The sequence below is a fragment of the Flagellimonas onchidii genome (assembly GCF_004804315.1).
In the GTDB taxonomy this organism is placed as follows: Bacteria; Bacteroidota; Bacteroidia; order Flavobacteriales; family Flavobacteriaceae; genus Flagellimonas; species Flagellimonas onchidii.
Genome location: NZ_SRXX01000006.1, coordinates 75,348 through 89,645 on the forward strand (window position 1 = coordinate 75,348; position 14,298 = coordinate 89,645).

General features: G+C 39.5%; 12 protein-coding genes. 7 read left to right on the forward strand and 5 right to left on the reverse strand.

What is annotated here, in order from left to right; all coding sequences use genetic code 11:
- The first annotated feature begins 23 nt into the window (after positions 1 to 23).
- From rsfS to E4661_RS08080, 6 genes are read left to right on the forward strand one after another with little or no spacing between them, the layout of a single operon-like run.
- The gene (gene rsfS / locus E4661_RS08055) at positions 24 to 401 is read left to right on the forward strand and encodes a ribosome silencing factor (protein WP_136466322.1); all 378 of its coding nucleotides are present in this window, start codon (positions 24 to 26) and stop codon (positions 399 to 401) included.
- A 3-nt stretch (positions 402 to 404) separates the two neighbouring features.
- Entirely contained in the window at positions 405 to 2,363 is a 1,959-nt protein-coding gene (ftsH, locus tag E4661_RS08060) for an ATP-dependent zinc metalloprotease FtsH (RefSeq protein ID WP_136466323.1), read from the forward strand.
- A gap of 54 nt (positions 2,364 to 2,417) precedes the next feature.
- Complete coding sequence (locus E4661_RS08065; RefSeq protein ID WP_136466324.1) at positions 2,418 to 3,026, forward strand: LUD domain-containing protein; 609 nt, start codon at positions 2,418 to 2,420, stop codon at positions 3,024 to 3,026.
- 4 nt (positions 3,027 to 3,030) lie between these two features.
- On the forward strand, positions 3,031 to 3,834 hold the full coding sequence (locus E4661_RS08070; RefSeq protein WP_136466325.1) for a phosphatidate cytidylyltransferase: 804 nt from the start codon (positions 3,031 to 3,033) through the stop codon (positions 3,832 to 3,834).
- The gene (locus tag E4661_RS08075; RefSeq protein WP_136466326.1) at positions 3,824 to 4,489 is read left to right on the forward strand and encodes a phosphatidylserine decarboxylase family protein; all 666 of its coding nucleotides are present in this window, start codon (positions 3,824 to 3,826) and stop codon (positions 4,487 to 4,489) included. The genes E4661_RS08070 and E4661_RS08075 overlap by 11 nt, the downstream gene beginning before the upstream one ends.
- Entirely contained in the window at positions 4,482 to 4,745 is a 264-nt protein-coding gene (locus tag E4661_RS08080) for an acyl-CoA-binding protein (protein ID WP_136466462.1), read from the forward strand. The genes E4661_RS08075 and E4661_RS08080 overlap by 8 nt, the downstream gene beginning before the upstream one ends.
- Here E4661_RS08080 and E4661_RS08085 read toward each other — a convergent pair.
- The 5 genes from E4661_RS08085 to E4661_RS08105 form a co-directional block, all read right to left on the reverse strand.
- A complete protein-coding gene (locus E4661_RS08085; protein WP_136466327.1) occupies positions 4,742 to 6,010 on the reverse strand; it encodes a sterol desaturase family protein in 1,269 nt (422 codons plus the stop codon). The genes E4661_RS08080 and E4661_RS08085 overlap by 4 nt on opposite strands.
- Before the next feature lie 75 nt (positions 6,011 to 6,085).
- Positions 6,086 to 7,474 (reverse strand): Gfo/Idh/MocA family protein, encoded by a 1,389-nt coding sequence (locus E4661_RS08090; RefSeq protein ID WP_136466328.1) that lies wholly within the window; start codon positions 7,472 to 7,474, stop codon positions 6,086 to 6,088.
- 186 nt (positions 7,475 to 7,660) lie between these two features.
- Positions 7,661 to 9,952, reverse strand: a complete 2,292-nt coding sequence (locus E4661_RS08095) for an FdhF/YdeP family oxidoreductase (protein ID WP_136466329.1) — start codon at positions 9,950 to 9,952, stop codon at positions 7,661 to 7,663.
- 37 nt (positions 9,953 to 9,989) lie between these two features.
- A complete protein-coding gene (locus E4661_RS08100) occupies positions 9,990 to 10,691 on the reverse strand; it encodes a LytR/AlgR family response regulator transcription factor (protein ID WP_136466330.1) in 702 nt (233 codons plus the stop codon).
- A gap of 4 nt (positions 10,692 to 10,695) precedes the next feature.
- Positions 10,696 to 11,694 (reverse strand): sensor histidine kinase, encoded by a 999-nt coding sequence (locus E4661_RS08105; protein WP_240751430.1) that lies wholly within the window; start codon positions 11,692 to 11,694, stop codon positions 10,696 to 10,698.
- Positions 11,695 to 11,900: 206 nt separating this feature from the next.
- On the opposite strand from E4661_RS08105, the gene E4661_RS08110 reads away from it, so the two are divergent.
- Positions 11,901 to 14,291, forward strand: a complete 2,391-nt coding sequence (locus E4661_RS08110) for a TonB-dependent receptor (RefSeq protein WP_136466332.1) — start codon at positions 11,901 to 11,903, stop codon at positions 14,289 to 14,291.
- Positions 14,292 to 14,298 lie beyond the last annotated feature (7 nt).

Genomic DNA, 14,298 nt, shown 5'->3' on the forward strand with positions numbered 1-14,298 from the left:
TTTGTAGAAACTAAAATTTTTGAATGCAGAAAACGAAAGCTAGTGCAGATGAACTGATTGCCTTAATTTTACACGGGATTGAAGAAGTTAAAGGAGTAGATATCAATCTACTAGATCTTAGGGAAATAGAAAATACAGTTTGTGACTACTTTATAATCTGCAACGGTACTTCCAACACGCATGTAAACGCAATAGTCTCATCCATCCAGAAAACCGTTAGCAAGGCCATCCAAGATAAACCTTGGCATGTTGAAGGTTCAGAAAATGCAGAATGGGTTTTGATGGATTATGTAAATGTTGTTGTACATGTATTTCAAAAACACATTAGAGAATTCTACGACATTGAAGGACTTTGGGGCGATGCCAAAGTAACCATGGTGGAAAGCAGCTACAATTCTTAAAAAATGGCAAAAGAAAACAATTCGAATACCCCTAAAAAACCGCGTTTTAGTTCTTGGTGGATCTATGGTGTGGTAATAGCTTTAATTATAGGATTTCAATTCCTTGGTGGAGGCAGTTTTTCCAATACGGAAAAAACTACGACTTCAGCACTTGAAGAATATCTTAGAAATGGCGATATCGAAAAAATCATCGTCATAAAGAATATAGGTCAGGCCAAGGTATTTCTTACCGAAGCCGCCCTCCAAAAGGAAGTTCATAAAAAAGTAAGTGAAAAGCCTCTCATTCCTGCAACCAGTGCCGTACCACAATATATTGTTGAATATGGGGACCTGCAGATATTTCAGAACGAGATTGACGAAATCAAAGCCGAAAACAATCTGAACACCATTGTTGAGTTTGACACGGAATCCAATGTGTTAGGTGAACTATTACTGTCATTGTTACCATTTGCTTTGATAATAGGTATCTGGATTTATTTGATGAGAAGGATGTCAGGTGGTGCTGGAGGTGGTGCAGGTGGACAGATTTTCAATATTGGAAAATCAAAAGCTAAGCTTTTTGATGAAAAAACCGATACCCGCACTTCTTTTAAAGATGTGGCCGGGCTTGAAGGAGCAAAGGAAGAGGTGCAGGAAATCGTAGAATTTCTTAAAAACCCAGATAAATACACCTCTTTAGGGGGGAAAATCCCAAAAGGGGCCCTTTTGGTAGGCCCTCCTGGAACGGGTAAGACCCTTTTGGCCAAAGCCGTTGCAGGTGAAGCCAAAGTTCCGTTTTTCTCGCTATCCGGTTCCGATTTTGTTGAAATGTTCGTAGGTGTGGGTGCTTCTCGAGTAAGAGACTTGTTCAAACAAGCCAAGGATAAATCACCATCCATAATTTTTATTGATGAAATCGATGCCATTGGTAGGGCAAGGGGCAAAAACAATTTCACAGGTTCCAATGACGAACGTGAAAACACCTTGAACCAACTTTTGACCGAAATGGATGGTTTTGGCACCAATACGAACGTAATTGTTTTGGCTGCCACAAACCGTGCCGATGTATTGGACAAAGCATTGATGCGAGCCGGTCGTTTTGACCGTCAGATTTATGTGGACCTTCCTGATTTAAGGGAAAGGAAAGAAATTTTTGAAGTACATCTTCGTCCTATTAAAACTGCAGAGACTTTAGACCTTGATTTCTTAGCGAAGCAAACCCCAGGTTTTTCAGGTGCTGATATTGCCAACGTCTGCAACGAAGCGGCACTTATCGCTGCCCGTAAAGAGAAAAAAGCGGTTACTAAGCAGGATTTCTTAGATGCGGTTGACCGGATTGTTGGTGGACTCGAAAAGAAAAACAAAATCATTACTCCAGAGGAGAAAAAGACCATTGCCTATCACGAGGCAGGACATGCAACCGTTAGTTGGATGTTAGAGCATGCCGCCCCCCTGGTCAAGGTCACCATTGTACCAAGAGGACAATCATTGGGTGCTGCCTGGTATTTGCCTGAAGAAAGATTAATCGTTCGCCCAGAACAAATGCTTGATGAAATGTGTGCTACCATGGGTGGTAGAGCAGCGGAAAAAGTGGTTTTCAACAAAATATCCACCGGAGCATTAAGTGATTTGGAAAAAGTCACCAAACAGGCACGTGCCATGGTCACAATCTATGGTCTTAATGATGAGCTGGGCAATATCACCTACTATGACTCATCGGGGCAAAACGAATATGGTTTTACAAAGCCCTACAGTGAGGAAACCGCTCAAAAAATAGATGAGGAAATTTCTAAGATCATCGAAGAGCAATATCAACGTGCTATCAAGCTTTTGGATGAAAACAAGGATAAATTAAAGGAACTTGCAGATAGGTTGTTGGAAAAAGAAGTTATCTTTAAAGATGATTTAGAAAAGATTTTTGGAAAGCGACCTTTCGAAAAAGAGGAGCCGGAAGAAGAAGAGGAAAAGGAAACTGCAGAGTAAGATTGAATGTTTTCACAATACCCCAAAATAGAAAACTATTCTTGAGAAACCGAAATGGGAGTTTTTGACAAACTTTTTGGAGGTGGCAAAAAGGTTTCTAAAGAAACATTGGAAACCCGTGGGGAACATATGCCCGATTTAAAAATTCCTGTAGATGAAAAATTTACCATTTACTTCAAAAAGAATGGTGGTAAGTTCATCTATTGTGAAAATGAATCGGAAATCTCAGAAGCACTAAAAAATATTGTATCTGAAAACGATTGGCAAAATCACCTTTTCTATATACTAGACCCTAGGTTAAAAAGTCGTTTCGCATCTGAAAAAATTGAGTTTACCGAAAAGAGAAAGGAAAGTAACATTTTCTTTACCACCTGCGAGCATCTAATTGCCCATAATGGATCCATTTTGGTGTGTTCCAATCAAATCAAAGAAAAAAAATTGGATGAGTTACCTTCGAACCTCATCGTTTTTGCAACAACAAGTCAGCTTGTAGACTCCATTAGTGAAGGGCTCAAGGTAATCAAAGAAAAATATCGCAAGAACATTCCTAACAATATTACCACGCTGAAACATTTTCAGCCTACCCCAGAAAATAAAAATGACTTCTTATCATACGGTAGTGCCTCAAAAAATGTATATCTTTTATTGCTAGAAGACTACTGATTAAATGAGAGAAATTCTAAGGCGCTCCATTACGGGGGTAATTTACGTGGTGCTGTTATTGGGCACTGTTTTTTTAAGTTCCGATGCCTTTGATTTTCTTTTTATGGTATTCGGATTGGCCTGTTTATATGAGTTCAAAAAAATAGTCCGTCTCAAACACTATTACATCTTTGTTGCCTATTTGGCTCTTTGGTGGGTGTTTATTTATCTAATTCAAGATAGTGTTTTGATCACTATTCTTATGCTCTTGACCATAACTGTTGACCTTGCCCTGTTGGTATTTCTGTTTTCGAAAAAAGAAAAGTATTTTACTAAGCTTCAGAAATTCATCATTGCCGTCTTTTACATAGGTGGAGGGTGTATTTTTTTGACCATGATTCCGTATAAACAAAACGATTTTGCCCAATTTTTGATTATGGGGATTTTCATTTTGATCTGGGTAAATGACACTTTTGCGTATCTGGTCGGAAGAACATTGGGCAGAACAAAGTTATTTCCTTCAGTTTCTCCTAAAAAAACCATTGAAGGTTCTGTTGGAGGTCTTATTTTTGCACTTATAGCAGCCTATATTTTGGCGATGTACGAAACAAACCTGACCCTTTGGGAATGGATGACCCTAGCCTCTGTGATTGTTGTTGCAGGAAGTTTGGGTGATTTGCTCGAATCAAAATTTAAACGCATTGCCGGAGTTAAGGATAGCGGTGCAATTTTACCAGGCCATGGGGGAATTTGGGACCGTCTTGACAGTTTAGTATTCGCTGCACCGTTTGCCTATTTAGTACTTAATATATTTTCTTATGTTTCATAGAGAAGGCCAAAAAATAATTATTATCACTTTTTTTGTAGTGGTCGCTGTTATCCTTTCTTCACAATTTTATGTTGATGTTGAATGGGTTCGCATAACTATTCAAGTAGTGACTTTAGTCTTTTTAATACTGATTCTACAATTTTTCAGAAACCCCAGAAGACCGGTAACTCCTAACTTTGATGAAATTCTGGCTCCTGTCGATGGAAAAGTTGTGGTCATCGAGGAGGTTGAAGAACCTGAATACTTTAAAGACAAGCGAAAACAAGTCTCAATATTCATGTCTCCTATAAATGTGCATGTCACGCGTTATGCAGCAAGTGGTACAGTGACCTTCTCCAAATACCATCCAGGTAAATATCTTGTGGCTTGGCATCCCAAATCCAGCACGGAAAACGAGCGCACAACCGTGGTTTTACATACTCCAAAGTTTGGGGAAATTGGATATAGACAGATTGCAGGCGCTTTGGCCCGACGTATTGTAAATTATGCTGAAGAAGGAGAACAAGTGACCCAAGGTCAAGATGCAGGGTTTATCAAATTCGGTTCAAGAGTAGATCTATTCTTACCTTTAGATTGCAATATTGCGGTGAAGCTAGGTCAAAAGGTAGTTGGTGCAAGAACCTGTATCGCATCTATTAGGGAAAAAGATGATTGATGAGGAATTAAATACACAGTTCAAGGAAGCGGTTGTTTTTATGAACGACTATACCAAACCCTTACCCGCGGACCTTTTGCTCAAACTCTATGCTTATTTCAAAATAGCCAACAAAAATTATGATAATCCCGGTAGTAAGACCCCTCTAATCAATGCCTTTAAGGCAAACGCGTTGATTCAAGCACAAAATATAAGCGTGGAAGAGGCAATGAGAAGTTATATTGAGTTGGTCAATGCGAAGATTAGAAAAACCTAAACCGTCAAACTTGGTTGGATACGTTTTTTTTCAATGAACGTAAAATACACTGCCCCAACGATGGTAATGATGAAATATATGGCTACCAAATAACTTCCAACCGATAGAAAAGCGTCTATTCCAAACCAATTTCCTGTACTAAAAATCAAAGTAAGTCCAGCAATGCTTCTTACAACTTCAACCCAAACTGCATAAGTTTTTCTATCCATTAGGCTCGTATAGCCATAAATCCCTAGAAAAACAAAACCTCCAAAAACAAGCAAGTTTCCAAATCCTATTTCGGAATAGTTGTAAAACATAAACAACAATAACGCGGTATTGGCCAATAACTGGAATATGGCATATGCCTTTAAGTTCAATGAGGCTTCCGGCTTATACTTGGTAAAGTTATAAACATCTTCAATCTTGGAAATTGGATAATTCAATTTTACATCTTCTGGACGCCATCCTGTGGGCATAAACCAAATTCGTAGTTTATCCCACCAACTTTTTGTTCTCCACGCGTCGAGACACAATCTCCAAAAATGCTGAAAGTTGATTAAAATCGGATTCCATGTGGCCGCTGGTTTCAAAACTCCATATTGTGGTGGAACATTATTCAACTCTTCTTGAAAGGTCCCGAACCAACGATCCCAAATACAAAGTATTTGTCCTAAATTTTTGTCAATGTATTCTGGGTTGATTGCGTGGTGCACTCTATGTTGAGAGGGAGTAACAATAATATATTCCAACCATCCCATTTTACCAATATGCTGGGTATGGTACCAAAATTGGGCAAACAAATGAACCGGTGCCAAAATTGCAATCACTTCATTTGGAATGCCAAGAATAGCTGCTGGAATCAATAAAATAGGAAAATACCCAACCACGTTTGAGATAGATTGCCGCAGGGCACAGGCCAAGTTAAACTCCTCACTACTATGATGAATCACGTGCTGGTTCCAAAAAATATTGATATGATGACTCAGTCTATGATTCCAATAACCGGCAAAATCAATAGCAATGAATGCAATTAACCAAACTGCCCAAGTAGCCTCAACCTGTATTAAGGCAAGATGCTCGACCAAATACGGATAGGTAATCAATACTACGGCCAATCCCAATGAATCCTTGATAATATTGGTAAGGCCTGAGCTCAAACTACTTACGGTATCCATCACATTGTGTTTTTGACTTTTGACAAAATGCCCGTACAGCACTTCAAAAAGCACTAAAACAACAAAGAAAGGAATGGCATATAATAAAGCTGTAGCGTAGGTCTCCATATCTCACAAATTTTAGTTTAACAGAGCGAGATTGGAGGTTAATTTAGTGTAAATTTTCTAAACCCTACAAACTTTTTATTCTACAATGGCCAATGGATCAGTGTCTTTCCAATTTCCGCGTGTAAAGTCTGGGAAAGGTTGTGGAGCTCCACCACTTGCCACAGAACGCTCACTAAGTGGAGCTACAGCACTCCAAAAACAGCCTTCGTAAACATTTTGGTCTAGAGGAAGTCCTTTTTGTAGACATTCGACCACTCGATAGATCATAATACCATCCATTCCACCGTGTCCACTGCCTTTGGCCGCTTCATTCAGTCTTTTGTACAATGGATGGTCATATTTTTCATAAAGGGCTTGAAGTTGTTCTCCCTGTACCCAAGAATGATGGTCTTTTGTAAGACCTTCCACTCCACCTTCCAACGCAACTCTTGTAGGGAATCCAGCCAAGGTTCCTTTGGTACCTTGAATCAAATTCAGTCGAGAATAGGGTCTTGGGCTTGTTTCGTCCCATTGCACCATAACCGTTCTTCCCAGATTAGTTTTAATGATACTGGTGTTTAAATCTCCCCCTTTATAATCCAATTTGTTCCATTTGTGGTCACTTGGATAATTCTTTTTGGCATATGCTGCTCTTCCTCTAGCCGGAGTCGAGAAAGACACCAAACTTTGAAAGTTATCTTCTCCCCTACCCAAATTCATGTATTGGGCAACTGGTCCCAAACCATGGGTTGGATACAAATTCCCATTTCTATGTGCATAATGATAGGTACGCCATGAACCCGTACCTCTCTTTTGTTCATTCATCTGTCCTCGTAGCTCGTGGATATAAGCCGCTTCGCCATGTAAAACTTCGCCAATCACTCCTTGTCGGCACATATTCAGAAACATCAGCTCATCACGATTATAATTTACATTTTCAAGCATCATGCAGTGCTTTTGCGTACTTTCACTAGTATCTACAATATCCCACATTTCTTGAACTGTCACGGCAATAGGCACTTCTACAAAGGCATGCGCACCATGCTTCATAGATTCAATAGCCATTGGAGCGTGATTAATCCAATTTGTGGCAATAAAAACAACATCTGGCTTTACCTCTTTCAACATTACTTTCCATTTGTCCTCATCACCCCAATATTCTGCAATATTTTTATGTCTGTTGGACTTGGAAACCTCTTTTACCCAGCCCACTTTTTGCTTTACCAAATCTTCGTACAAATCACATATAGCAACTACTTCCGTATTGGGAAGTGCCGCAAAAAAACGTACGTGGCCTCCACCTCTTGCGCCTACACCAATGAATGCAGCTCTTACCTTTTCCAGTTTCGGAGCAGCAAAATCACCCATGTATTTGGATTGGGAAGGTCTTTCCGTCTCGGCCTGCAAATAACTAGGTATTACGGAAACGGCGGCAGCTGATAATGAAGTTTTCTTAAGAAAATTACGTCGATTGATATTGTCCATGTCGGCTATTGTGATTTAGTGTTAACGATAACATTAATGTATGCAAAGTATAAAAAAATGCAGTACCAGCTTCATCTTATTTGTTAAATATATTCCCATCACGAAAGCAAAACCTACTCAGTGGAAAATCTTGACTTCATTTTTAGGTGAAAACATCTTCCTCAGAACAATAGTTCATAACAAGTGCTATTTGTGTTTTATCTCAATTTTGACAACTATAGATTTGCTAGCCGGTGTATTGCTCTTATCTGCATACAGATCAATAGGAACAAGCACATTGGTCTCCGGAAAATAAGCACAAAGGTTTTTTGAAGGAATGTTGTACGGTATTACTTTAAAATTCTCAGCCTTACGCTCTGTAGTTGAGTAGTTACTGATCAGATCCACGGTTTGCCTTGGTTTAATTCCTTTTTCTTCCATATCATACGGATTCATAAAAACTACCCTACGTTCCCCATAAATTCCCCGATAACGATCATTCATACCATAAATAGTGGTGTTGAATTGATCATGACTTCGGACCGTCATCAATAAAAATTCGTCGTCTTTCAAATCATGTTCGGGCAATCTGCAAATGGAAAACTGTGCTTTACCATCAGGCAACTTCGAAAAATCTGCCTCCCTTGCATTATTGGGTAGATAAAATCCAGCTCCTTTGGAACGTTTGGAATAATCTTCATATCCGTTTAATACTTCGGAAATCTTCTCCCTGATTAAACCGTAATCCATACCCAAAACCATCCAATTAATCTTGGAGTCTTCCCCAAAATATGCTTGTGCTATTTCAGCAACGATTTCGGGTTCACTTCTAAGTTTATTGCTTATCGGTTTTAACCGCCCCCTGCTCTGATGCACCTTGCCCATGCTATTTTCCACAGTCACAAAACGTTCTTTGTCTTGCTCCGTTCTTCCCAAAGTAGGCAATATCAACGCTGTTTTACCAGCAGTGAGATGGGTGCGATTTAATTTTGTGCTCACTGAAACCGTTAAATCACAATTTTGCAGGGCTTTAGCGGTATATCTGGTGTCGGATGCGGCAGAAACAAAGTTTCCACCAAGAGCAATAAATACCTTGGCCTTATGTTGATGCATTGCTTGAATAGCATTTACCGTATCCAATCCCTCTTTATCCGGCGGGTCAAAATCAAATATGTCTTTTAGGGCTTTATTCAATGGTTCAGAAACATGATGCATTATCCCAACACTTCTATCTCCCTGTACATTGCTATGTCCACGAACCGGGCAGGTTCCAGCTCCTTTTTTTCCAATACTTCCCTTGGCAAGTAATAAATTCACACATTCCTTGATGTTATCGACTCCGTTTTTATGTTGCGTGAGCCCCATAGCCCAGCAAATGATAATTTTTGATTTCTTGGCCAACAAGTCAACGGCCAAATCAACCTGTGAGGAATCCACTCCACACAATTCTAACAGATGGTTTTCGCCATATTTTTCCAAATCATTCAGGAGTTCCTGAAAGCCGTTGGTCTTATCTTTAATAAAGTCACGGTCGAAAACAGGTTCACCCTTTTTTTCTCGCTCCACCAATCGTTTCATTATCAGTTTAAGGAGAGAGACGTCTTGATTAATCTTTACCTGAAGAAAAATATCGGTCAGTTGTGTGCCTTTTCCTAAGATTCCGTCAATTTGTTGTGGGTTTTTGAAACGGTTAAGGCCACTTTCCAAAAGTGGATTGATAGTGATTATTTGACCACCGTTTTCTTTGCACTTTTGCAAAGCAGACAACATTCTTGGGTGATTCGTCCCTGGGTTTTGACCAATGACCATAACTACCTCAGCCTCGTACAAATCTTCCAAAACAACGGAACCCTTACCGATACCCAAGGTTTCCGTTAAAGCAACTCCACTGGATTCATGACACATATTAGAACAATCGGGCATATTGTTGGTCCCAAAAGCCCGTACGAACAAACCGTATAAAAAGGCTGCTTCGTTACTAGAACGTCCCGATGTGTAAAAAATAGCCTCATCTGGCGAATCCAAAGTGTGCAAATGTTTTGCGACCATACTAAAGGCGTCTGACCACGAAATTGGTTCATAATGCACTGAGCCTGGATAGAGTACAAAGGGTTCAGTAATTCTACCACTTTTTCCAATTTGGTAATCTGTCCAAGTGGATATTTCCTCTACGGAGTATTTCTCAAAAAAAGCTCGGTCTACGCGGTCAAAAGTGGCCTCTTCAGCAATGGCTTTTGCCCCATTTTCACAATATTCCCCCAATTTGGAAGGCGTTTCGGGGTCAGGCCAAGCACAACCTGGGCAGTCAAAACCTTCTTTTTGATTCATCTGAGAAAGGGTCTTCAACGAACGAAATAAGCCTGATTCTTTCCTTACATGCTCCAACGCAGCTTTTATTCCAGGAATGCCCGCGGCGTAATCGGATGGTTCCGAAACTTTTAAATCCGAAAACCCAATGCTTCCGGTGACTGAAATATTTCGTGTTTTGGGATTGGACATATCACTAAAATACAATTGTCATTCATCCCACCCTTCCTTATTTAAGGATTTCTTTCAAAAAAGCTTCTTTGTAGGCCCTTCCTATGGGAATTTTTCCTCCTCCAGAAAGGTAAACGAGGTTTCCGACCAACTTCGAGATTCTGTCAACATTAACGATATGGGATTTATGCAACCTTTTAAATTGTTTTTCGGGCAATGTTTCTAACCAAAATCTTAGCGGTTCGTGCGAAAGGTATTTTTTTTCAGGGGTCACAATCTCCGTATAATCCGAATCTGAATCAATATGTTCTATTAGATCCAAATCTACCTTGATGTGTTCGTGTCCTGATTTAACATATATGAACCTACGCGGGTTCTCCCATTCCATATGGGCATTGTCCCCCCCTTGTAAAGTATTGGAGGGCACCTTGGCAACGGCCTTTAAAAATCGCTGGAAAGAGAAAGGTTTAAGCAAGTAATCAATCACATTAAGGTCATAACTTTCCAAAGCATATTCAGAAAAAGCGGTTGTTAAAATAACATGGGGAGAATTGGGTAAGCTTTTTAAAAAATCGATTCCAGAAACTTTGGGCAAATGTATGTCCAAGAACAATAAATCGACCTGTTCAGACTTGATTAATTCCATTGCCTGCAACGCATCAGAAAAGATTCCGGCCAATTCCAAAGTGTTTACATCTTCTATAAACTTTTTTAAGATGCGTTGCGCAGGTGGTTGGTCTTCAATGATGATGCATTTCATGACTCTACGATTTTTCCAGTTCCAATGACAAAGAAACCAAAAACTGGTTTTGGTCTTGCTCTATTCCAAGTTGATGCTTATCAGGATACAGGAGCTGTAAACGTTTTTTGACATTTTTTAATCCTATGCCTTTAGCTACTGTGCTCATTCCTGTCACAGGCGCAAAGTTATTTTTACAACTGAACTGCAGTTGGTTGCCATGTTGCGCCACTTCTATATCAATTTCAATATCTGAGGATTGGCCAGATTGACTATGCTTGAACGCGTTTTCAATAAAAACAATCAAAATCAGTGGAGCAATTTTATATCCTGATTTTATTTGATGTGTTTTGAATTGCACATTTCCTCTTTCTTCAATCTGAAGTTTGTACAGCTTGATAAAGTTGCCCAACTGTTCGATTTCCTTTTTTAAAGGAACAAAATTTTCTTTGCATTCATAGAGCATGTAACGAAGTACCCCGCTCATTTCCAATATAATCTCTGGCGTCTTGGGAGAATTTTCCAAAGCATACGAATACAGATTGTTCAGATTGTTGAATAAAAAATGGGGATTGATCTGCGAGCGCAAAAATTGAAGTTCACTTTCTTGTACAGCACTTTGCAATGCATCTATCTGCTTTTGTTTTTGTAGGGCATCCCAGCCAAATTTGAACCCCGACAATATTGCCAGCACCGGAACAATACCAACCAAAGTATAATACACTCCTGGAAAATCCTGTGCTCTTTTTGTTCCTGGAAAGAATATCTGTTCCAGAACAAGTTCTTCCATAAGAATCAATCCCAAAACAATCAGTAAAACACCTCCAAAAAACTTTATTTGCTTGCCTTTATATAAGAAATTGGGCATTAAATAATATCCAATGATAATGGCTGCCAGGGTAAAGGTTGCAAAAGAAGCCACCTCGTAAAAATCAATATGGGGATTTCTCCGGTCAAAGGAATAGAAAACAAAGACCAGTATATGCAACACGATTTGAAAAACAAGCTCTTTTCGGGAAATCAAATTCTTAGTTTTTACGCAAGCAAAGCTATCAGACATAAGATAAGGAAAGAAAACTTATACCGCCAACAACCATTTTGAAGCCTTGAACTACAAATTGTTAAATTTTCTTAATCTCTGTCGATTACAACTCAATGGACGTTGTTCACAGAAATTACTTCACCTATTTCCGAATTCAGTGCCACCTTTGAAAAAGAAACCAATATAACATGACATTCACAACAAGGTTCAAAAGCCATTTTTTGTTTGCTCTAGCACTTGTATCAACGTTTTGGAGTATAGAAGCCCAAGAAAAATCCGTTGAGTTTAGCGGAAAAGTGGTAGATAAAGCAACAGGAGAACCAGTGGCTTATGCAACGGTAATGGCAGCCGATAACAATACAAAAACGGCAATAGTAGGAACGACCACATTAGAAGATGGGTCGTTTTCACTTAAAACAGATGCTTCCAACTACTATATTGAAGTCAGTTTTATCGGTTTTGAAAAAACTCGAATTGAGCCTCCAACAACCCAAAACTCAAAAATAGATTTGGGCGTCATAGCGATTTCCGAAGATGCTCAACAGCTAGAAGAAGTTGTTGTTGAAGGTGAAGTCTCCAAAACCGTCTTCAAACTAGATAAACGAGTTTTCAACGTGGGCAAAGATTTGAGCAGTACCGGAGCTAGCGCTTTGGAAGTTTTAAATAACGTTCCTTCGGTAAATGTAAATATAGAAGGGCAAATCAGTTTAAGGGGAAGCCAGGGTGTACAAGTACTCATCAATGGAAAGCCTTCTATAATCGCGAGTGATGAAAGTAATGCTTTAGGCACCATTACTGCCGATATGATAGACCGTGTAGAGGTAATTACCAATCCTTCTGCCAAGTATGATGCAGAAGGTACTTCTGGCATCATCAACATTGTCATCAAAAAAGAGGAACGCAAAGGTTTAAATGGTTCGGTTTCCGTCAACACTGGTGCTCCAGATAGCCATAGCGTGGGCATTAGCTTGAACAGGAGGACGGAAAAATTCAATCTTTTTACGCAGCTCGGTGCTGGGTATCGAGAACTTCCCAACGATTTGGAGAGTAGAAATACGGATTTGATCAATAATACAACTATACTGTCCAACGGTGAGGAATTCCGAAATGAAGCTTATTACAATTTTGTTTTGGGTACGGATTACTATTTTAATCCGACCAGCGTATTAACCCTATCCGGGAATTTTGCCCTCGAAATTGAAGACCAACCTTCTACGACCAATTTTGCTTCGATAAATGGTGCTGATGTAACTACCGCAGAATGGGAAAGGAATGAGACAACAGAAGCAACCAACCCAAAGTTTCAGTATGAATTGCAGTATAAAAAGGATTTCCAAGGTAATGAGGACCATACACTACTGTTTAGCGCATTGGGAAACTTTTTTGGCAAAGACCAATCTTCAGAATTCACGGACACTACCATTTCGGGTACCGATAATGATGATATGCAACTTACCCGAACTGATTTTAAAGAGGCCGTATTTACCTTTAAATTGGATTACACAAAGCCTTTCACAGACGAGTTGACTTGGGAAACCGGGGCACAATATGTTCTTAACGATGTAAGCAACGATTATGAAGTCCAGAATTTAATCAATGGTGCTTTTCAGGTAGATCCAGGACTTACCAATATATTCGAATACGACCAAAAAGTATTGGGGGTATATACCACAGGAGCATATGAAGGCAAGAAATGGGGAGTAAAGGGTGGTCTACGCTTGGAGCAGACCAACTTGACCACTTTTTTAATAAATACCGGAGAAGACAATTCACAGGACTATAATAACCTATTCCCCAGTTTTCATACGTCTTATAAATTTTCAGAAAAAGTTTCATTACAAGCGGGATATTCCAAGCGTATTTACAGACCTAGAATGTGGGACTTGAATCCTTTTTTCAATATTCGGAACAATTTTAGTATCCGACAAGGAAACCCAGAGCTTCTACCAGAGTTTACCGATTCTTATGAGCTTACCTCCATTTTCTTTATAGGGAAAACAGCTGTTAATCTTGGGGTATATTATCGCTATACAACAGATATTATTGAGCGTGTCGCCACTTTTGAAAACAATGTAAGCACTTCAAGACCAGAGAACATTGGAACCAATAAAACCACTGGGATTGAATTCAATACCAAATACAGTCCAGCTAAGTGGTTGACATTCAACGCTGACTTTAACTACAATCAGTTTACAAGGGAGGGTACCTTTGAAAATACCGTGTTTGATTTTAATGCGGATAGATGGTCATCAAAGCTTATGGGTAAAGTGAAGTTTCCTGCAGATATTGATCTTGAAGCTACCGGAAACTATCGGTCGAGCTATCAAACCGTGCAGGGCGAAACCAACGACAATCTTTTTATGGATCTAGGACTACGCAAAAAGCTCATGAAAGGTAAAGCCATTTTAAATTTGAGTGTACGTGATGTCTTCGCCTCCAGAATAAGCGAAAACCAGATTGCCCAAGCCGATTTCGAGATATATAATCGTCGTCTGCGAGGTCGTTTTGTTGCCTTTGGCTTTAGTTATGGCTTTGGAAAAGGAGAAGCCATGCAGTATTCCGGCGGGAGAAGGAGGTAATTCCCGG

Bases quoted from the DNA above. Each gene is read 5' to 3' on its own strand.
- E4661_RS08095 (WP_136466329.1), bottom strand. From the start codon at position 9,952: ATGTCCAATCCCAAAACACGAAATATTTCAGTCACCGGAAGCATTGGG.
- rsfS (WP_136466322.1), top strand. From the start codon at position 24: ATGCAGAAAACGAAAGCTAGTGCAGATGAACTGATTGCCTTAATTTTA.
- E4661_RS08065 (WP_136466324.1), top strand. From the start codon at position 2,418: ATGGGAGTTTTTGACAAACTTTTTGGAGGTGGCAAAAAGGTTTCTAAA.
- E4661_RS08090 (WP_136466328.1), bottom strand. From the start codon at position 7,474: ATGGACAATATCAATCGACGTAATTTTCTTAAGAAAACTTCATTATCA.
- E4661_RS08080 (WP_136466462.1), top strand. From the start codon at position 4,482: ATGATTGATGAGGAATTAAATACACAGTTCAAGGAAGCGGTTGTTTTT.
- ftsH (WP_136466323.1), top strand. From the start codon at position 405: ATGGCAAAAGAAAACAATTCGAATACCCCTAAAAAACCGCGTTTTAGT.
- E4661_RS08110 (WP_136466332.1), top strand. From the start codon at position 11,901: ATGACATTCACAACAAGGTTCAAAAGCCATTTTTTGTTTGCTCTAGCA.
- E4661_RS08075 (WP_136466326.1), top strand. From the start codon at position 3,824: ATGTTTCATAGAGAAGGCCAAAAAATAATTATTATCACTTTTTTTGTA.
- E4661_RS08085 (WP_136466327.1), bottom strand. From the start codon at position 6,010: ATGGAGACCTACGCTACAGCTTTATTATATGCCATTCCTTTCTTTGTT.
- E4661_RS08100 (WP_136466330.1), bottom strand. From the start codon at position 10,691: ATGAAATGCATCATCATTGAAGACCAACCACCTGCGCAACGCATCTTA.
- E4661_RS08070 (WP_136466325.1), top strand. From the start codon at position 3,031: ATGAGAGAAATTCTAAGGCGCTCCATTACGGGGGTAATTTACGTGGTG.